This window comes from Bartonella chomelii, from assembly GCF_014138465.1.
In the GTDB taxonomy this organism is placed as follows: Bacteria; Pseudomonadota; Alphaproteobacteria; order Rhizobiales; family Rhizobiaceae; genus Bartonella; species Bartonella schoenbuchensis.
The window spans coordinates 193108-214742 of sequence record NZ_JACJIR010000001.1; the positions used below are offsets into that span (position 1 = coordinate 193108).

Genomic DNA, 21635 nt, shown 5'->3' on the forward strand with positions numbered 1-21635 from the left:
CTCAACAAGTGCTCAAATGAGAATAAAGAGGAAAATTATCTGTCATATCTCTTACCTTTTTCTTAACAGCGTTTTCAATAGAAGCATTATCTTCAGCGCTTTGTGCTGCTTTAAGACCATCAAGAACTTCTGAAATGAAGTCACCAATTTGGATAAATTCATTTTCTGAAAAACCACGTGTTGTTGCTGCAGGTGTACCCAAACGAATACCTGAGGTTACAAATGGTTTTTGGGGATCAAAAGGAATACTATTTTTATTACAGATAATACCAGCACGTCCTAAAGCCAATTCTGCACTTTTTCCTGTTAAATTTTTAGAACGCAAGTCAACCAATAATAAATGATTGTCTGTACCACCGGAAACAATATTAAAACCACTATTCTGTAAGCGTTTTACTAAAGTTTTAGCGTTAGAAACCACATTGGTAATATAATCTTTGAAAGCAGGCTGCAAAGCCTCTCCCAATGCAACTGCCTTAGCAGCAATCACATGCATTAAAGGGCCACCTTGCAAACCAGGAAAAACAGCTGAATCAATCTTCTTAGCTAAGGTTTCATCATTGGTTAATATCATACCACCACGGGGACCACGGAGTGATTTATGCGTTGTAGTGGTAACAACATGAGCATATGGCACAGGTGAAGGATGAACACCACCAGCAATTAAGCCTGCAATATGAGCCATATCAACCATTAAATAAGCCCCAACCTCATCAGCAATTTCACGGAACCGTTTCCAATCCCATATGCGTGAATAAGCCGTTCCTCCTGCTAAAATAAGCTTTGGCTTATGCTTTTTTGCAAGGTGTTCAATACTCTCCATATCAAGAAGCTGATCTTCTTGACGTACACCATAAGAAACAACATTAAACCATTTTCCTGACATATTAACAGGAGAGCCATGCGTAAGATGACCGCCAGAATTTAAATCTAATCCCATAAATGTATCACCAGGCTGAAGCAAAGCTAAAAATACAGCTTGATTCATTTGGCTACCAGAATTGGGTTGAACATTTGCAAAAGCAGCACCAAAAAGTTTTTTTGCTCGTTCAATTGCCAATTCCTCAATTAGATCTATAAAATGACAACCACCATAGTAACGCTTCCCTGGATAGCCCTCTGCATATTTATTGGTTAAAACTGATCCCTGAGCTTCAAGAACTGCTCTTGAAACAATATTTTCTGATGCAATCAGCTCAATCTCATGATGTTGGCGTTTAAACTCACCACTGATTGCATCAAAGACTGCAGAATCAACAGTTTGCAAATTACTGTTAAAAAAGCACTTTTGTAGATCACTTGCTTTCTTAGTCATAAAGCATGTCCTAACGTTAAAACAAAATAAAAAGTAACATAGTACGTATCACAGACCAAACATTTTGAACCATTTTAATTCAAAAATTGCAAACACTATAATATCTATCTTATTCTTTTGCTATTTAAGCAATAAAATTCTAGCCACACAAAAATAAATAATGCAAAATAAGTGTCGAGCTTTTTAAAAATTCTCTTTATTACAACATCTTCCATGCAAGCAAGACAGACTATAGTCTCAAAGTACTCAATTATTTAGGCTGAATACGATATTCACAAGCTTAATATGACAGAAAACATCAGTTTAAGGTAAAATATAATGGTAACAAAAATCTTTATTGATGGTGAGCATGGAACAACTGGATTGCAAATACAAAAGCGATTAGCAGAGCGCTATGATTTAGAATTGCTCTCTATTCCTTATGCAGATCGGCATAAAATTGATGTACGCCAAGAATATCTTAACCAAACAGACATTGCTATTTTATGTCTTCCAGATGATGCTGCACGCCAAACAGTAGAATTGCTCAAAAACAATAAAAAAATTAGAATTATTGATAGTTCAACAGCACACCGTATTGCACCAGACTGGGTTTACGGTTTTCCTGAAATGACAACAGGACAAAAAAAGCGTATCCAAGAAGCACGTTACGTTTCAAACCCCGGATGTTATCCAACCGGTGCAATTAGTTTAATTCGACCATTACGTGAAGTAGGCTTACTAGATGCTCATTACCCAGTATCAATTAACGCTATATCTGGTTACACGGGTGGAGGTAAACAATTAATTGCACAAATGGAAAATCACTCTCGAGAAGATACTCTTCGAGAAAATTACTTTACTTATGGTCTTAATCTCAAACACAAACATGTACCAGAGATTAAATTTCATGGGCTGATCAGCCAAACACCTATTTTTACACCAAGTGTTGGCTGTTTTCCCCAAGGAATGATTGTAAATCTCCCACTCCATCGTCATCTCTTCGCAAAATCAGCTAACTGTTCCAATCTGCGTGAAATTTTCAATGCTCACTATAATGGTCAAGATATCATCTCAGTCGCATCGCAAGAAGAGACTGAAACACTTACTAAATTAAATCCAGAATGTCTAGCGCATAAAGACGGTATGAAACTTTTTGTCTTTGGCAATGACAATGAAGGTATTTTCAACCTATGTGCCATATTAGACAACCTTGGGAAAGGTGCATCCGCGGCTGCTATCCAAAATCTTGATCTAATGCTTGCAAATAACTAATTTTCTGATTGCAGATCTTTATTCAATAACGCGATATGCTCCCTTTGTTGCTCGCCAATGTACAACTGAAAAATACAATATAACTAACGCAACACCTTGATGAAGAACTCCCCAACCTAGGGGTACTTCATTTAATAAGGTAACAATGCCAAAAAGCGCTTGAACAACTATGGCAACGCATAAAAAAAATGCACGACGAGCATGAGCTGAATGTGGAATGCTTTTTCGTACATAGAAAGCGTGAACAAGTGCTATAATAAATAAAAAGTAAGCAAAACAACGGTGAACAAATTGAACTGTCAAAGGATTTTCAAATAAATTAATCCAAATTGGATCATAATTCAGTAAACCGTCAGGAATAATCTGCCCATCCATCAATGGCCATGTATTATAGACTTTACCTGCATGAAGACCTGCAACCAAAGCACCAAAATAAATCTCAATTAAAACAAGAAAAACAAGCCAACCTGCAAAACGTTGAACAGTCTGCGTTGCTGGTTTCTCTGTACATTTTGTAAGGCCTCGAGATAAATAAGTGACAAAAACAATAACAAAACATGCTGCCATGAGATGAATTGCCAAACGATATTGACTGACACTTGTCAGATTGCTTTGACCAAGCCCTGATGCTACCATCCACCAACCAATAACACCTTGAACAGCGATAAGAATTGGCACAACAATAAGTTGGCACAAAATACCTCTTTCAATACGTTTGGTAATCCAAAACCAAATCAAACCCAATAAAGCTACAAGACCAACAAGACGCCCAAGAACACGATGCCCCCACTCCCACCAGAAAATAACCTTAAATGCACTTAATGTCATATCACGATTAAGCAACTTATATTGTGCTATTTGTTGATATTTCAAAAATTCTTCTTGCCACTGATCTATACCAATTGGTGGAATTACACCATGAATTGGCTTCCATTCAGTTATAGATAATCCTGACCCCGTCAAACGGGTAGCTCCTCCCACTAAAACAATTGCCAAACAAAGCAATAAAATGGCATAAAGCCACACTTGAATCTGTTTTCGATTTTGTTTTTGCAGCGATGTCAAAGCTACATCATTCAATTTCTCTATTGCCATTTTGGGGTTCCTTTAGTTTGTCTTCAACTGCAAATATTTCTTAAATCTAAATTAAATCTCTATTGTTTTTATAAGATTCACCAATGCTATGCAAAAAGAAAGTGCTTTTGCCACAATACGTAATTACCATGCCTGTTTTTTGCCAATGTTCAATACGAATTCACACGACAAACAGTTTTTGGAAATCTGGATATCATCTGCACTATCCAGTTATATTTATCAAGAGCAGCATTACAAATATAATAATCTGTCGATTGCGCAATTTGCTCAGACCCGTATTTGGGTTCGCTAGTTATTTCTAAAATGATTAAATCATAATTTTTTTTAAATTCTTCTAATAAACGGGGAATATCATTTGAAAAATCCTGAGCACGAACAGCACTCGCCAACCCTTGGGGAAGAATATCAACTCCCGTATCGTAATCGCGATAAATAACATCTTGCAACTGCGCATCGCCAGTTAATACATCACTCAATCCTCGATGTGGGCCAATTATTTTTTCTATTTGTTGACCAGAAACATCTACCAGCAAAACTGTTTTTTTCTCTTTTACAAGATGAAGAGATAATTTTGCCGCCATCCGAGCAGCCTGTGCCCCAATTATTGAAACAACCATCGAAGAACGTAATTTTAAAAAAACCGATAATCCTTCTATTGTCATAAAAGTTTCAGAATTTTCTATCACTTTAGACAATAAAGCATTTCTACTGCTTTCTAAATCTTCTTCCGATTGAGTTTTTCTTGTTCCAGAATATATTTGAAATAATAATAACCCCACTAAAAAAGCTATCAAACTTGCTAATATACTCACAAGAACACTTTTGCCATAAAGAGCCATAAAAGAAACAGGAGCGACTGCTATTGGAGTAATTATGCGAATCTTTGCATTTTGTAATAAAGGAGTATGAAGGTTCATCTCTTTATTTTGCTCATCTATTACTACTTTTACTTTATTTTCCAGTTCATTTAACATTTGATTGAAAGACTGAGATTGATCCTTTACAAAAATTCTAATTTTTTCTCTTAGCTGTATTTCAAAATTTTTTGCGACAGTCTCATCTGAATGAATTTGATTAGTAATCTGCAAAATTTTATCTTCTAACTGGCTAGAAAGTGCTTTTGATTCCGCAATCATCGCTTTGATTTGAGGATGTTCCCAACCTAATTGGGCAGCCATATGAGCTTTCTGTGTTTCCAAAAGATTAATTTTAGCTTCTAATGCAACAATAGCTGGGTTATTTGCAATAAATGACAAAGACAATAAAGACTGACCATTTTTACGCATCATTTTTATGGTCGAATTTAAAATTGTTAAATGAATACGCCTTAAAGTTGCATCTGTTAATTTTGCATAAAGGTTATTAAGTTCAGCCTGTTTTGCTTCATGATGAATGGAAGAATTAGTAGATGAGCGAAATGTCTGAAGTATATTTAATATTGCAGTATTATCATATTGTTGATCAGCTTTTTTTTCTATCGACAATAATTTTTGATTTCGTTTAATGACTGTATCTGAAAAAGCAGAAAACCAACTTTCTAACCCTTTTTGAGCATCTTCAGCAGTTTTTGCTTCAAAAGCAAGCTTGATCAGATCATCATCACGAGAAAATCGAATATTTTCATGAAGCTTTTTCTTATGTACATCATAAGGGAAAAATCTCTGTGTATTTGAATTATTAAAAAAAATAGGTTGGGCAAATAGTAATGCAACAATACTATTTTGTTCATCACTTGGTAATGGGATTCCAACAGAATCAGACAACGTAAATGTTAAGGTCGCTTGGTAGGACCGTGGCTGAACAAAATAATATAACCAAATCAAAAATACGCATAACATTGCCGAGAAAAAAACAATTAAAGCGTTTTGCGATATTATGCGCATTAACAATCTTTTATCACGCTCAAAATTCATCTTATTTCAACCAACAAAATATTTCACGTTTTCTATTTAAGAGAAAGGAGTAACTATCCTCTTAACTCAAAGCTATATTATTTAAAGCTATGTTATTTTGGATTAGAAAAACGTAAAGATAAAAGAAGTTTTGCTGAGGTCATAGCTTAAAAGAAGTGTTTATACATATTTTTTTAAGATGATCTAACCGTTTCTTTGCTTCACAAGTAAGAAGTGCTCGGATAGTAACAGAACCATCATCATGATTTTCCTGTTCTATCTTACCAGAATTTTTATAAAACCAATCAATAAGCTGCATTTCATCAGGCTTTAAAACCAATTTAACGCTCTGCATTTCTCCAGAAAGCCGCCTTTCAATTGTTATTAACAATTGATTTAACCCCTCCCCAGTGAGGGCTGATATCATTAATGCAGGATTTAACAATGTTCTTGCACTTGTTTGCAAAACATTCAATGTATGCTCATCCAACATATCAGCTTTATTCCAAACTTCCACGATATGGTCTGTATTACCAATATCAACACCTAAACTTGAAAGTATTTCTAATACATCTTGAGCCTGAGCACGATGATCAGGATCTGATATATCTTTTACGTGGATAATTAAATCAGCTTCAATTACCTCCTCGAGAGTTGCTCTAAAAGCCGCAATCAAATGTGTTGGTAAATTAGAGATAAAACCTACAGTATCGGATAAAAAAATAGTTTGCCCATGAGGGAGAATAACTCTGCGTAAAGTTGGATCAAGCGTTGCAAACAACATATCCTTTGTTAATACACCTGCATCACTTAAGCGGTTAAAAAGTGTTGATTTTCCCGCATTAGTATATCCTACTAAAGCAACAACAGGATGAGACGTCTTTTTTCTTTTAGCTCGATGAAGAGCACGCGTTTTAACAACATTCTCTAATTCACGACGAATACGAGTGATTTTATCTTGCAGAAGGCGTCTATCTGCTTCAATTTGAGTTTCACCAGGCCCTCCCAAAAAACCACTACCACCGCGTTGTCTTTCCAAGTGTGTCCAACTTCGGACAAGCCTGCTTTTTTGATAAGATAAATGTGCCAATTCGACTTGCAATTTCCCCTCTTTTGTTCGTGCACGACGACCAAAAATTTCAAGGATCAAAGCCGTTCTATCAATAACCTTGCAACTCCATATTTTTTCCAAATTACGTTGCTGCACTGGTGTGAGAACATGATCCACAATTGCAAGTGCAATATGATGCTCACTTATATAATCAGCAAATGCATCCACTTTGCCTACCCCAAACAAAGTCGAAGGGTGTGGTGTGCTAATATTAATGGTTTCATAATGGACAACATCTAACTCAATAGCACGCGCTAATCCTAACGCTTCTTTTATCCGAGAATCTATTGAGTGCTCACTTAAAACTGTTTCATTCTTGTTTACGGGGAAAAACGGTAAAAAAATAACAGCACGTACCTGCTCTGCAACCTGTGAAATCAATTTCCCAGATCTTTTATTTGTATCCATCATAACAATTCAAGGTAATAGAAGAAAAAGAGCAAAAGATTTAAAGATAACAGCCCTATCTATTCAGACCCCTCACCTTCAAACTTTTGTACAGATTGGCCCGGCATAATCGTCGAAATAGCGTGTTTATAAACCAATTGCGCATGCCCATCTCGGCGCAAAAGAACACAAAAATTATCAAATGACGTTACAACACCTGTCAACTTAACACCATTCACAAGAAAAATTGTAAGAGAAATTTTTTGCTTACGAACTGTATTCAAAAATACATCTTGCAGGTGTTGTGATCGTTCTACCATATTTTACACCTTTGCTGCGAATCGTAAAAATATCCACTGTTTCATATCGACTAAAAAATAATAAATTGTCAATGTATCAGCATTAAAAATCCAGAAAAATTCTGCTCAATATTAGAAAAATAATCTACTACGTGTAAGTAATGAACAGCACAATTAATAAGATCAAAAATCAAATATAAAAATTTTAAAACTTTCGTTTTTTACTGATTATTATGTCTAAAAACAATTTTTTGTACAAAAGGCATCAACATATATAATATTTTCTACATAATAGTATTTGTCATATAATTTACTGACTAGGCTTTAGTGTCTATTCAATACAAAATACCGAATATCAACTAATATACTATAATTTAAAGGCATAACAAAGAGGCGCCTTCTTGCAGAGGATTAGATCGTCAAATTCAGTTTTTGTCACTATTAGCAAATTTTGCAACTATAGTAACAAGGTGGAAAAATGCCTTTAAATAACATGACAAACTCAATATAGATTATTACACATGCTATATTGGAATGGATAAAACAGCTAAAAAATGCAATGTTTTGGTCTAGTATTTATCCCATTAATTTTTCATCTGTTTCTTAAATATATTCAACTAACTTATCACTATTATAGGCTGTTTATTTGTTTCTATTATAAAGTATATGTTTTTATTGTTCAACGCGGCTCACTACCTGTTCATTTATGAAATAACTTTAGCATGGTGCTAAAAAAACACATATCCAATTGTTTGTTATATAATTAATTATTTTGTTTAAATTTTGTTATAGCATAATTATTTTGCATCAATTTAAGCATGAGTGCTTATGCGCTTACAAGAACTGGCATATTGTGCAAAAATTTTCAAAGCATCATATGCAACTGAAATGCCGATTCAATTGTTCCATCAAACATATTAAGCTTATAATATTGGTTATTAAAATAAACAATCAACAAATTTTATCTCAGACATAATTTTGTACTGTATTGTTTTTTATGAATTTTTCAGCATTTTTGAATAAGCAACAAAATCCGCGTTAACCCTATCTTGATAAGTTACAAAACTTTTACCTTATACATATTCCTTTCTAAATAATTAACAGCTAATATATTAGAAGTAACTGGAAAGGGGCGTATTTCTTTTCCATCTGTAAAAGTATGAGGCGAGTATGGCACGTAGAACCAAATTACAAGCATTTGAAGTCGAATTTGAAGAAGCTCTCGACAAAGCAATGGACTTTAACCTTGATGATTCGATAATTGAAGCAGTATCATTAAATGATCCTTCAAATCCTATTCATGAGGATGATTTGATTCAAAAAATTGCAACAGCAGAAGAAGAACTTCTTTCTGAAAACAATGCTTCTACTCTTACCTCTAATGTTCATGATGATGTTGTTATTGATGAATCTGTTGCTGAACAACTTTTTGGACAAAAACCTACAGATGAGCTTTCCGGTGGAACTGTGCATGACACGTTATTAGCTACAAAGCCTCTCCCCGCTAATGACGACATAATAGAGCCTTTAAATTTAGGGCCATTAAAGCAAAATTCTATCTCTCGGATTTATTGGAGTACAACAGCACTTAGTGCTCTGTGGGCAACAGGAGGTGCTTTTATTGCCCATAAACTAGCTCCTGCTGGATTAAATTCTTTAGCGAACATTACTGCCTTTATTACATCTCCTACTGGGCTCGCTGTAACTGCAGGGACTATGATTCCTATTCTCATGTCTTGGGGTTTTGCTCAGCTGACAAAACGTTCAACTGAACTACGCAATATTGCTGTTCTTATAACACATGCAGCACAACAACTTAACGAACCGCAGCACATATCTGAAAAGCAAGCCATTGCTATAGGAGAGACCATTCGTAAAGAAGTAGCTGCAATGAATGAAGGAATTGAGCGTACTCTTGGGCGTGCTGTTGAACTTGAAGCTATTATACAAAGTGAAGTTCATAACCTTGAGCAGGCTTATGCAGAAAATGAATCGCGGATTCACAAATTAATAGAAGAATTAAATAATGAACGCATGGCAATTTTGAATCATGCTAACCGCGTACAGTCAACAATTAAAGGAACACAAGAACAGCTGAGTGATGAGTTTGATTTGGTTGCATCTAAAATTTCAACCAATATTGACAAACTTACACAAACTCTTTCTCAAACTTTAGAAAAACAGGGTGAAGATCTTGTTACGAAACTTTCCTATGCAGGAGATGGTATAACAAAACAGCTTGTTGAAAAATTTAACGAAACAACGGTACACATTCAGCAAAAGAACACAGAGTTTTTCGATGAATTGGGAAAGAACTTTGATGGTTTTTCAGAACGCTTTGATAATAATGAAAAGCAATTAGAAAAAACCTTTAACGAAACAACTGCTAAAGCTGAAATGCATATCGCTAAAATTGCGGAGAATATACAAGCTGCAACAGATCAAACCCTTTCCAGTATTGATGAAAAATTTAAAACTGTCGATACAGTAATTGTTGATCGCCATAATCAATCATTGCAGAATTTAGATGAAAAAATCATACAGCTTGACGAACAGGCTTATAAAATCTCTTCTACATTCGATAATATCACCGCACAAGCGCTTGAAGCTTTTGAAAACCGTTTAGCAAATGCTGATTTATCTCTTAAAGAGCATGGTGATTCTATTATTGAATCCTTTATTTCTCGTAGTCAAACCTTAGAAGATAACGTTGAAAAACTTGGTGGATTTTTGGAAGCTCATACCTTGCAAATTAATGCAAATCTTCAAGAAAGAACTGCTGATATTGCCAATGTATTTACAAACGGTCGTGATAATGTTCTTTCCGCAATTGACGAAAGCAAAAAACTTTTGAGAGAAGAAATCCAAAATGTTGATGATGCAATTGTTGATATTATAAAGGAACGTTCACAAGACTTTAAATTACAAATTGCTGATCAAAGAGATATAATGGAAAATATGCTCACCAGCGAAAAGGATAAAATTGCTGATACATTGAAAAATCAAATTGATGAGTTAACCCAAAATGTTTCATCTATTGAAAAAACTTTAACTGATAATATTCAAATCATTGATCAGAGCGCAGAAAATCATCTATCCGCTATAGCTCACTGCACAGAAAAACTGCAAGAAACCATTACGCAAAGCTGCCAAACAACTCAAGATGCCTTAGAAATGCAGGCTAAAAATATTGACATACGTGCTGAAGCTTTGCGCGATTCTTTGGCTACCAACAGTTTTTCTCTTAACGAAGTTCTTGCAGATCAAACTCGCACGATCGAGCAACGTATGGAAACAATCCATAATATCATTGCAAAAAGTGATATACACATTGATACAGCCTTAAAACAGCAAATGGACTTGGTTGAAAATATTATTGACAGTAACAATAAAACTATCACCGAAACTGTCCAAGACCACATCAAAAACCTTGAAAGTCATACTGAAACTTTAAAGGATACTCTCTCTCAATCTAATGAGACATTGTTTGAAACCTTTGAAAATCGTATAGAGTCGTTCGATGAAAATCTAGAAAATAAAGCAAGTCAAATCTTTGAACGTGTAACTACGTTAGAAGAAAAATTATCTGAAAAAATGGGCCAAATATGTGAAACTATTAAGGAACAAACATCTGTATTTGAGGAACGCTCTGACACCTTAAAAACATCTATTGCTCTCAATAATGAACATGCCCAAGCAGTCCAACAAGCGCTAGAAACAAGCGTAGATAATATATGCGGTACATTAGAAAATTCCGTTAATACGGTTACAGGTAGTTTACATGACAAGCTTATGGAAGCGTCTGATATCCTTGCCTCTACCGGTGAACAAATGTTTTCATCATTAGATAATGAAACAAATAAAGCACAAGAAAAGCTTGTTAACGCTTCTCAGCAAGCGGCATTAATAATGGCTGATCAAGTAGAAAAATCAGAAACCTCTATTCTTTCTGCTGGTAACCAGTTTGTTTCATCTGTTAGTGATGTTACTGCAAAAGCAGAAAATATTATTTTTGAATCTGGTAATCGTATTGTATCAAACGTTGAACAAACAATTCACAATACCAGTGAAAAAATTCTCTCTGTTCTAGAAGAGCAGACAGCTTATACTGCAGAAGCCTTTACAATGGCAGGTAATAATGCACAAACATTGTTTAATGAAGCAATTTATTCTTCAACAACAGCCATTGAACAATTACTTAATGAGCGCTCCAACGTTCTATATCAATCCATGCAGGAGCTCGAAAATAATTTAGGATATCGGTTATCTGATGTAGGTAATCGTTTAGAAGAGGTAAATAATCAAACAACTTCTCAAGTTTCAGGATATGTTGAACACTTAACAGAATTAACAGATTATTTAAATCAAACTGCACAAAATACAACTGAGTCATTCAGCAATTTAACACAGCACATCAGTGAACAACTTGCTCTCTCAACGCAAGATGCTGAACAAAGAATTTATGCACAAAATGAAGCATGGATGAATACTTTTGCACAAACAAATTCTGAAACTATTCAAACCATGGCTACTATGAAGGAAGACCTTATCAATAATGTCTCGGCAATTCTTGAGCAATTAAATCAATCAATTTATAATATCCACGAAAATAGTAATATTTTGATATCAACAGTTCAAAATATTGATACTCAGTTTAATGAAACAACAAATAGTTTCTTCCAAAACACTAACCAAGCAGCAGAACATTTATCAACTTCAGGCCAAACACTCCATAATAATATGGAAGCTCTGCAAGGATTTATGCAAAATACATTTGATAAAATTAGTCATATCACAACAAATTTCAGTGAACACACTCAAACACTTTCTGAAACCATTCATATGCTTGAACAATCAGAAAACACACTGAGTGTGACACTTGAAGAAAAGCGAAATGCGCTATCCACGTTGAGCAATACTCTTGTTTCAAAGTCTAATGAGATTAATCAACTTATTAGACATTATGAAGATGCTCTCAGTTTAGCATTTAAACGCACCGATGAAAATACACGTAATTCTACGCAATTACTGGAACAGACTCTTAATCAACTTACTAATGAAGTTTCAGTGCGTTTTTCAGGAGCTGCAGAAGATATACGCAAATCAGCTGATGAAATTCGTTTAGAACTTTTAAAAGTTAATAATGATATTAATGAGAATATTCAAAAACTACCAGCTCAAACAAAAGAAACAATACAAACAGTCCGTTACACTCTGAATGAACAAATTACAGCGTTAAAGGACTTGGCAAATGTTATACAAAACGATGACAAAAATAACGAAAAAGAGCAATTGATGTCAGCTGCGCCTACATCATTAACATCAAATAGGGTCAATAGTACTTCTTCTGAAACTACAAAGAAGATAGTGCCACCAAAGCCTATCTGGTCGCAAGAACAAAGCAAACAAAACCAAAACAGATGGGTATCAGATCTGTTGGCAGGAGCTTCGTGTGAAAAAACACAGCCTGAAAGTACCAATAACAGTCCAATTTCTTCATCGGTACAAACAAAATCTCATCCTGCGAATGGATCTCTTAATTCATTAGCAACGAGTATTTTAAAAGCTATTAATCACAACGCCATTGTTGAGTTATGGAATCATTATCGGCGTGGACAAAAAAATATTATACCTGAGCAGCTTTATACTTCGAATGGGAAAATGATATTTGAAATAATTAAGCAAAAATATACAAGTGATATTAATTTTAAAGACTCCGTCAATCAATACATTGCAGATTTTGAAAAACTATTACGTGATGTATCTCGTAGTTCTGGAAATACCCATACAGCACGACAATATTTAATTTCAGATACCGGAAAAGTTTATACTATACTTGCCCATGCAAGCGGACGAATTCAATAAAATAATAAAAAAGGGAAAAAGTTACTCTTTTTCCCTTTTTTCAATTGCATTAATTAATCATCATCATGACGAATTTATTATAATATTATGAGTAATATTAATAAGTTTTGACCGTAAAGGTATCTAACTTTTACATTGCGTCAATTATAAGCTGGCAGTTCTTTCATCATTCAACTTGCCAATACTCTTTTTTAAGCATACTTAGTAAGTAAAAAGTGTAAATGTTGATTCAAAATCTCGTTGCTCGCTTATAAAAGAAATATACTTCAACTTCACGGGATTAGGATTAAAGAAATCACGAGCCATTGTTTATACTTAAGCAGGAAACAAAAAAGTATGTGTACATGCACTGGAATAAGAAGATACATTGGTTATAAATGAACGCCTCAACAATACCTTAAAAATAACAACATAAACTATTGTTAATTTAATATAGAAATGACGCACACTATTGCAAATATATGGAAAAAAGACAAACAAAGCATATCCACTCCAACACATTTACTTTGAATCTTTGTTAGTTAATAACGACAATGTTAGTTAATAACGACAATGTTAGTTAATAACGACAATCTCGCATGTTGCGAATTGAAAAATTTAAAATATGAAAAACTTATGACAAACCTCATCCAAAATGCAATTGTTCTCATAAGAATTATAAAAGTAATGCTAAATTATCTTATATTACAAATAGTTAAGCGTGACTTATATTATCTTCTCACCCCTTTATACATCAATCATAAATTTAGATCTTCCTTCCAGTATGCACATTAGGGCTTGCATCATTTCTTGTAAGTATTACAAAAACATAACTACTTGTAACGTAACCACCAATACTATCTTATCAGGACCTTTTCAAACTGATCAGTTGCTGTAAAATTTGTTAAGGAGGCAAAAAATAATAATGCTAATGTCAATGAAATTATTAATTAATGCAAATAAATTAATCTGGTGTATTAGTTTAAAAATTCAGAAGAATTTGCGCACGTTTATGCCTTTTTATATTTAGAAAAATCAAAATCTTTTAGCGGGCATTAATCTGATTATAAATGGCAATGTCCCTATAAACATATATTAACTTGGATATCACAAAAATGTCTAAAAAATCAAATAACAATGTCAGTTCACATCAAACTGAACTTGATAGTGCAGCGCTTTTTTACCACCAATATCCAAAGCCTGGAAAACTAAAAATACAAGCAACAAAACCGCTTGGTAATCAACGCGATTTAGCGCTTGCTTATTCTCCGGGTGTTGCTGCGCCATGTCTTGCAATTCATAAAGATCCAAACCTAGCAGCTCAATATACTTCTCGTTCCAATTTAGTGGCTGTTATATCAAATGGAACAGCTGTTTTAGGATTAGGAAACATTGGCCCGCTTGCTTCTAAACCTGTCATGGAAGGAAAAGCTGTTTTATTCAAAAAGTTTGCAAATATTGATGTGTTTGATATCGAACTTGATGCACCTGACATTGCGCAAATGGTAGAAATCGTATCTGCATTAGAACCGACATTTAGTGGTATCAATCTTGAAGATATCAAAGCTCCTGAATGCTTTGAAATCGAAGAGCAACTTCGTGCTAAAATGAATATCCCAGTCTTCCATGATGACCAACACGGAACTGCCATTATTGTTTCTGCTGCCGTATTAAATGGATTACATCTTGCTGGTAAAAAAATTGAAGACGTAAAAATAGTTACCTCAGGTGCAGGTGCTGCCGCTTTAGCTTGTCTTAATCTTTTAGTTCATCTTGGAGCAAAAGTTGAAAACATTTGGCTTAGTGATTTAGACGGTGTTGTTTATGAAGGCCGCAAAACACTTATGGATCGTTGGAAAATCAATTATGCGCAAAAAACTGATGCACGAACTTTATCCGAGATTATTGATAATGCAGACATTTTTTTAGGTGTTTCAGCAGGTGGTGTTTTAAAACCCGAATATCTCAAAAAAATGGCCCCAAAGCCTTTAATTTTAGCACTCGCTAACCCAACACCGGAAATCATGCCAGAAGAAGCACGTGCCGTGCGACCAGACGCAATGATCTGCACAGGGCGTTCTGACTATCCCAATCAAGTTAATAACGTCCTTTGTTTTCCATATATTTTCCGTGGCGCATTAGATGTTGGTGCCACTGCAATTAATGAAGAAATGAAAGTAGCAGCAGTTCATGCTATTGCTGCCCTTGCCCGTGAAGAATCTTCAGATGTTGCAGCACGTGCTTATTCAAAAGAAACATCTAATTTTGGTCCAGACTATCTTATCCCCTTCCCTTTTGATCCACGCTTAATACTGCGGATTGCACCTGCTGTTGCCAAAGCAGCAATGGAAACCGGCGTAGCAATTCGACCAATTGAAGATATTGCTGCTTATCATGATAGCCTTAATCGCTTTGTGTACCGCTCTGGTCTAACAATGAAACCTGTTTTTGCTACTGTAAAAACAGCAAAACGCAAACGTGTAATTTATGCCAATGGTGAAGATGAACGTGTACTTCGTGCAGCACAAATTGTTCTTGAAGAACAAACTGCAATTCCTCTTCTTATTGGCCGTCCACATGTAGTGGAATCTAGATTAGAACGCTTTGGCTTAAGAATTCGTCCCGGCATAGATTTTGAACTCACAAATCCAGAAGATGACCCACGTTTTCGTGATTATGTTAATTTATTGCTTCGTTATACAGGTAGATGTGGTGTATCACCTGAGGTTGCAAAAACAATTGTAAGAACATCAACAACAGCTATTGCTGCCCTTGCAGTTATGCGTGAAGAAGCTGATGCAATGATTTGCGGTTTAGAAGGACGTTTTGAACGTAATCTTCAATTAATCGAGCAAATTATTGGACTTGATTCCAATGTTAGTCGTTTTTCTTCTGTCAGTTTACTCATCTCTCCACATAGTACTCTTTTCCTAACGGATACTTACGTTAATGAAAATCCCTCTGCTGAAGAGATAGTGGAAATGACAGTTTTAGCAGCACAAGAAGTTGAAGCTTTTGGTATAACACCAAAAGTAGCGTTATTATCGCATTCAAATTTTGGTTCCAAAAATACAGAAAGTGCGCGTAAAATGCGCCGTGCAGCTGAAATCTTGGCACAGTTATACCCAGATTTGGAATCAGATGGGGAAATGCATGGTGATTCAGCACTTTCTCAAATTTTTCGTGATCGTGTTTTTCCTGATTCACGTCTTAAGGGTGAAGCTAATTTGCTTGTTTTTCCAACACTTGATGCGGCCAATATCACACTTAATATTGTAAAAAACCTAACAGATTCACTCCATGTAGGCCCTATTTTAATTGGGGCTGCACGTCCTGTACATATTCTCACACCTTCAGTAACTTCACGAGGAGTTGTCAATATGACAGCACTGGCAGTGCTTGCCGCAAATAGAAAAAAATCTCATAGTAAGGCAAATAAAAATAAATAATCCTCGTGTTTTACGATAAAATTTAGCGTTTCTTCTTATAAACAATCAAAAAGTAAGGACTTAGTCCATTGCAAATTCACTTTTCATATTGAAAAGACAGTTGCATTTTGGATTAAGTCTTTTTTTTTTAGGTAAAAAAAGCTAGATAGAGTTATATTTAAATATTTTATGAAGCTATCAACCTATAATAAGGAATTACACATTGCCCTCTACTTTTGATAAAGTTGCTGATGTTATTGCGGAAATCAGTGAAATCGATCGCAGCATGATTACGCCTGAAAGTCATACAATTGATGATTTAGGAATCGATAGTCTGGATTTTCTTGATATCGTTTTTGCTCTTGATAAAGCTTTTGGAATTAAAATTCCATTAGAACAGTGGACTCAAGAAATTAATGAAGGTTCAGTTGCAACCGAAGAATATTTTGTTCTTAAAAACCTTTGTGCAAAAATTGATGAACTCATTGCCTTAAAACAGGCTAATTGATTTCTTGTATCATGCAGAATCAATCTGTATTCATTACTGGTATAGGACTGATAAGCTCCTTAGGTGAAGGGGTTGATTGCCATTGGAAAAAATTGAACGACCCTACAGTTACACCAAATCTAGATTGTACGAGTTTTTCACCCTACACTGTCCATAAATTAACTGAAGTCGATTGGAATTTACAAATTCCAAAACGTAGCGACCAACGACAAATGGAAACATGGCAGCGTCTTGGTACCTATGCAGCTGGCCTTGCTCTTGAGGATGCGGGAATAAAAAACAATGAACAGTTAACATCAACAATGGATATGATCGTTGCAGCCAGTGGAGGCGAGCGCGATATTGCTGTTGATACACAAATTCTTGCTAAAGCACGCACAACAGATGATCACGCTTCTATGCTTAATTCTGTCCTTTCAACTGAACTTCGCCCAACTTTATTTTTAGCACAACTATCCAATCTTCTAGCCGGTAATATTTCAATTGTTCATAAAGTAACGGGCTCTTCTCGCACATTTATGGGGGAAGAAGGTAGTGGGCTTTCTGCTGTGCAAGTAGCTGTTGCCCGAATTCGAGCAGGACAGAGTACGCACGTTTTAGTAGGTAGCTCCTATAATGCTCAAAGTTATGATATGTTGTTAGCTCATGGGCTTGGAGGCCTCTTAGCACGCAATGGGTGGTCACCAGTTTGGGGGCGTAAAAACTCTCTTGGCAGTGAAATAATAACCGGTTCTGCAGGTATTTTTCTAGTGCTTGAAAACGGCGAACAAGCAAAAAAACGAAATGCCCGTGTTTATGCTGAAATCAGCCAAATCATCACAGATCAAACAAATAGGACAAAAATTCCACTTAAAGACACAATTGCTACAATGTTAAAAACAATAAAGGCTAAATCTGCTTTTACAATTTCAGGTGCTTCAGGTTCCCATGAAGCAACAAAAGCGGAACAAAGTGTACTTGACGCTGCTAATATACCTTACCGTGGGATGACAACATTATTTGGCTACTTACGAGAAGCACAGTTTCCTTTAGCGCTCGCATTAGCTGCAATTGCTGTTGAGAAAAAACTTAGCTTTCCAACACTGAGTGCTCATGAAAAACCATTTTCTGGAGAAGTACGTGAAGCATTAGCCACTACAGTTGGTATAAAAAGAGCTGAAGGTATAGTGCACTTAGCTGCTGTTTAAAAGGAATTTCTATGACGGAATATAACGATCATTTCGGACGTCCACTTATAGCAATAACTGGAGCAGGAGTTGTAACATCACTGGGGCAAGGCAAACAAGAAAACTGGCAAAAATTAATCAATGGCGTTAGTGGTATTCATAAAATAACGCGCTTTCCCGTTGAAGGGTTAAATACAGTTATTGCAGGAACTGTTGATTTTCTTGAAGAAAGTACAATTGGAGCTTCAGCTCTTTCTGAAAAACTAGCACATCTTGCAGCAGAAGAAGCTTTAGAGCAAGCCAATCTTGATAAAACAAATTTTAATGGACCATTATTCTTAGCAGCTCCCCCTGTTGAACTTGAGTGGAAAGCTCGTTTTGCTCTTGATCAAGAAGAGACATCTAATGATGAACCTTCTTATGCGCATCTTCTTGAAGTCTGTAGCCGTAAACCCCAGCATGCACTTTTTGAGACAACGCAATTTGGAGCAATTGCGGAAAAACTTCAAAAAACATTTGGAACAAAAGGACTTCCTGTTACACTTTCAACTGCTTGTGCATCTGGTGCGACAGCAATTCAACTAGGTGTGGAATCTATTCGACGAGGAGAAACAGATCGCGCACTTATTATCGCTACAGATGGTTCAGTTTCAGCGGAATCCCTTATTCGTTTTTCTTTATTATCTGCTCTTTCAACCCATAATGATCCTGCAGAAAAAGCATCAAAACCATTTAGCCGTGACCGAAACGGCTTTGTCATGGCAGAAGGATCGGGCGCTCTTGTTCTTGAATCTCTTGAGAGTGCTTTAAATCGTAAAGCAAAAGTTCTAGGGATTTTAGCAGGTTGTGGAGAAACAGCAGATGATTTTCACCGTACTCGCTCAAAACCCGATGCATCCCCAGCAACTGAAGCAGTCCGTAAAGCCTTAACTGATGCGCAAATAACAATTAATGAAATTGATTATATCAATGCACATGGAACTTCCACACCTGAAAATGAAAAGATGGAATATCTAGCATTATCAACAGTATTTGGAGATATTTTAGAACATATTCCCGTTTCTTCCAATAAATCAATGATTGGACACACTTTAACTGCTGCTGGCACTATAGAAGCTGTTTTTTCACTTTTAACTATCCAATCGGGAATACTTCCCCCTACAATCAATTATGATGATCCAGACCCTACTATCCCTTTGGATGTTGTTCCTAATTATAGCCGTAAAGCTTGTGTCAATGCGGTTTTATCTAATTCATTTGGCTTTGGCGGTCAAAATACTAGTCTTGTTATTACGGCATATAAAGGGTAATCCTTTAATGATTAAATTTCGAAAACACCAATCTTAAGTAATATATTAACAGAGAATAATGATGCGTGCACTGCAACTACTCAATGAGCGTCAACTTGAGATCACTAATATTGCCCCCCCACCACCGCCTAGCCCTGGTGAGGTAACAGTCCGTATAAAGGCCGTTGCTCTTAATCATATTGATGTATGGGGATGGCGTGGTATGGCCTTTGCTAAAAGAAAAATGCCGCTCATTATAGGTGCAGAAGCTTCTGGTGAGGTTGTTCAACTGGGAGATGGTGTTGAAAATCTACAGCTTGGGCAAATTGTTTCAATTTATGGTGCACAAACCTGTGGCGTGTGCAAACCCTGTCGTGAAGGACGTGATAATCTTTGCAGTGATGTAAAAGGCGTTTATGGTTTTCATCTTGATGGCTTTGCTTGTGAACTTGTTAATCTGCCAGCACGTTTATTGGTGCCAGCTCCACTAGAGTGTGACGCAATAAAAGCAGCTGTTGCTCCGATTACCTTTGGTACTGTAGAGCATATGCTTTTTGATAACGCGAAATTACAAGCTGGAGAAACAATTTTAATACAAGCTGGTGGTTCTGGTATTGGTTCAGCAGCCATCCAGATCGCAAAAGCTATGAGGTGCACAGTCATTACCACTGTTGGTTCAGACAATAAAATTGCAAAAGCACAATCCCTTGGAGCGGATTATGTGATTAATTACCGCAAAGATCGTTTTGAAGGTGTGGTCCGCAAATTAACTCAAAAAAAAGGCGTTGATGTTGTTTTTGAACACGTGGGTGCCGATACATGGACAGGCTCTATATTGTGTATGAAACGGGGAGCTCGTTTAGTAACTTGTGGTTCAACTTCTGGTGTTTCAGCACCTATGAATTTAATGCAACTATTTCAGCAACAACTTAAAATATTTGGTTCATTTGGCTGTCGTATGGAAAATATGGCAAATGCTATGCAGAAAATGGCACAAGGGATTGTTTCCCCTATTATTGATACGATTGTCGACTTTGATAAAATAGACACAGCTTTAAAACGAATGGAAAGCCGTGATGTTTTTGGTAAAATTATCCTCAAAATTGACTAAATCATGATAAAGTATTTTATCAAAATTTCAATGTATCGCATTAAAATCATTATTAAAAATTCTGTAAATTGGCTGTGGGCACATTTGCTTATTGCTTTTCTAGCTATTTTACGACATCTCCCTATTAACATTGGATTTTCTTTTATTTCCTGGTTAGCAAAGACATTTGGTCCTCTTGTATCTCGTCATCAAATTGCACTTGCAAATCTTAGAGCTGCATATCCAGAAAAAACGGAACAAGAATTACATGCAATTGCACTAGAAATGTGGGAAAATATGGGGCGACTTCTTGTCGAATATATCTTTCTCGATAAAATTTTTGATTTTGATCCCAATGCTAGCCAACCTGGTTTAATTGAAGTTAGTGGTGCTGAAATATTTCAACGATTAAAAAATGAAAAAAAGCCTCATATTTTTTTCACAGCGCATACCGGAAACTTTGAGCTTCTTCCTATATGTGCACAAAGCTTTGATCTTAATGTTACAGTGTTATTTAGACCACCCAACAACCCTTATATTGCAGATCGAGTTTTGAAAGCTCGACAAAATTCCATGGGGCATCTTTTACCATCTGCAGCGCATGTAACTTGGGCATTAGCAGAAAAATTAGCAAAAAATGAAAATGTTGGTATGCTTGTTGATCAAAAATTTCGCCGAGGCATTCCTAGTACATTTTTTAATCGGCCACTTAAAACCAATCCCTTAATCATAAAACTTGCCCGGCAATATAATTGTGATATTTATCCAGCACGTTGTATCCGATTAGCTGGGGGCCGTTATCGTTTGGAGTTATATGAGCGTATGGAACTTCCACTTGATGACAAAAATGAAATTGACATAAATGCCTCTGTGCAAAAATTAAATGATATTGTTGAAACTTGGGTGCGTGAATATCCCGGACAATGGATGTGGTTTCATAGACGCTGGGGTGAATAA

General features: G+C 35.8%; 13 protein-coding genes. 8 read left to right on the forward strand and 5 right to left on the reverse strand.

Annotated features, from left to right (window positions below; genetic code table 11):
- Window position 1: 1 nt before the first annotated feature.
- Window positions 2-1315 carry a serine hydroxymethyltransferase gene (glyA, locus tag GGR10_RS00865; RefSeq protein ID WP_182479496.1) on the reverse strand — a complete coding sequence of 438 codons (1314 nt, stop codon included), beginning with the start codon at window positions 1313-1315 and terminating at the stop codon, window positions 2-4.
- Window positions 1316-1633: 318 nt separating this feature from the next.
- Here glyA and argC point away from each other — a divergent pair, with 318 nt between their 5' ends.
- On the forward strand, window positions 1634-2569 hold the full coding sequence (gene argC / locus GGR10_RS00870; RefSeq protein ID WP_182479497.1) for an N-acetyl-gamma-glutamyl-phosphate reductase: 936 nt from the start codon (window positions 1634-1636) through the stop codon (window positions 2567-2569).
- Window positions 2570-2587: 18 nt separating this feature from the next.
- On the opposite strand, the gene GGR10_RS00875 is transcribed toward argC, so the two are convergent.
- The 4 genes from GGR10_RS00875 to hfq form a co-directional block, all read right to left on the reverse strand.
- A complete protein-coding gene (locus GGR10_RS00875) occupies window positions 2588-3664 on the reverse strand; it encodes a COX15/CtaA family protein (RefSeq protein WP_182479498.1) in 1077 nt (358 codons plus the stop codon).
- Window positions 3665-3813: 149 nt separating this feature from the next.
- Window positions 3814-5547, reverse strand: a complete 1734-nt coding sequence (locus GGR10_RS00880) for a hypothetical protein (RefSeq protein ID WP_246316820.1) — start codon at window positions 5545-5547, stop codon at window positions 3814-3816.
- A gap of 169 nt (window positions 5548-5716) precedes the next feature.
- Window positions 5717-7078, reverse strand: coding sequence for a GTPase HflX (gene hflX / locus GGR10_RS00885; protein ID WP_182479500.1), 1362 nt, complete (start codon window positions 7076-7078; stop codon window positions 5717-5719).
- 56 nt (window positions 7079-7134) lie between these two features.
- Window positions 7135-7374 carry an RNA chaperone Hfq gene (gene hfq, locus GGR10_RS00890; protein WP_010703684.1) on the reverse strand — a complete coding sequence of 80 codons (240 nt, stop codon included), beginning with the start codon at window positions 7372-7374 and terminating at the stop codon, window positions 7135-7137.
- Window positions 7375-8523: 1149 nt separating this feature from the next.
- Here hfq and GGR10_RS00895 point away from each other — a divergent pair.
- The 7 genes from GGR10_RS00895 (at window position 8524) to GGR10_RS00925 (ending at window position 21635) form a co-directional block, all read left to right on the forward strand.
- Window positions 8524-13218, forward strand: coding sequence for a rhoptry family protein (locus GGR10_RS00895; protein ID WP_182479501.1), 4695 nt, complete (start codon window positions 8524-8526; stop codon window positions 13216-13218).
- 1094 nt (window positions 13219-14312) lie between these two features.
- Window positions 14313-16646 carry an NADP-dependent malic enzyme gene (locus GGR10_RS00900; RefSeq protein ID WP_182479502.1) on the forward strand — a complete coding sequence of 778 codons (2334 nt, stop codon included), beginning with the start codon at window positions 14313-14315 and terminating at the stop codon, window positions 16644-16646.
- Between the two features lie 202 nt (window positions 16647-16848).
- Complete coding sequence (locus tag GGR10_RS00905) at window positions 16849-17133, forward strand: acyl carrier protein (protein WP_078689681.1); 285 nt, start codon at window positions 16849-16851, stop codon at window positions 17131-17133.
- Window positions 17134-17144: 11 nt separating this feature from the next.
- Window positions 17145-18320, forward strand: coding sequence for a beta-ketoacyl-ACP synthase (locus tag GGR10_RS00910; protein ID WP_182479503.1), 1176 nt, complete (start codon window positions 17145-17147; stop codon window positions 18318-18320).
- 11 nt (window positions 18321-18331) lie between these two features.
- Complete coding sequence (locus GGR10_RS00915) at window positions 18332-19609, forward strand: beta-ketoacyl-ACP synthase (protein WP_078689680.1); 1278 nt, start codon at window positions 18332-18334, stop codon at window positions 19607-19609.
- A 61-nt stretch (window positions 19610-19670) separates the two neighbouring features.
- A complete protein-coding gene (locus tag GGR10_RS00920; RefSeq protein ID WP_182479740.1) occupies window positions 19671-20699 on the forward strand; it encodes a zinc-binding dehydrogenase in 1029 nt (342 codons plus the stop codon).
- Window positions 20700-20702: 3 nt separating this feature from the next.
- Window positions 20703-21635 (forward strand): lipid A biosynthesis lauroyl acyltransferase, encoded by a 933-nt coding sequence (locus tag GGR10_RS00925; RefSeq protein ID WP_246316821.1) that lies wholly within the window; start codon window positions 20703-20705, stop codon window positions 21633-21635.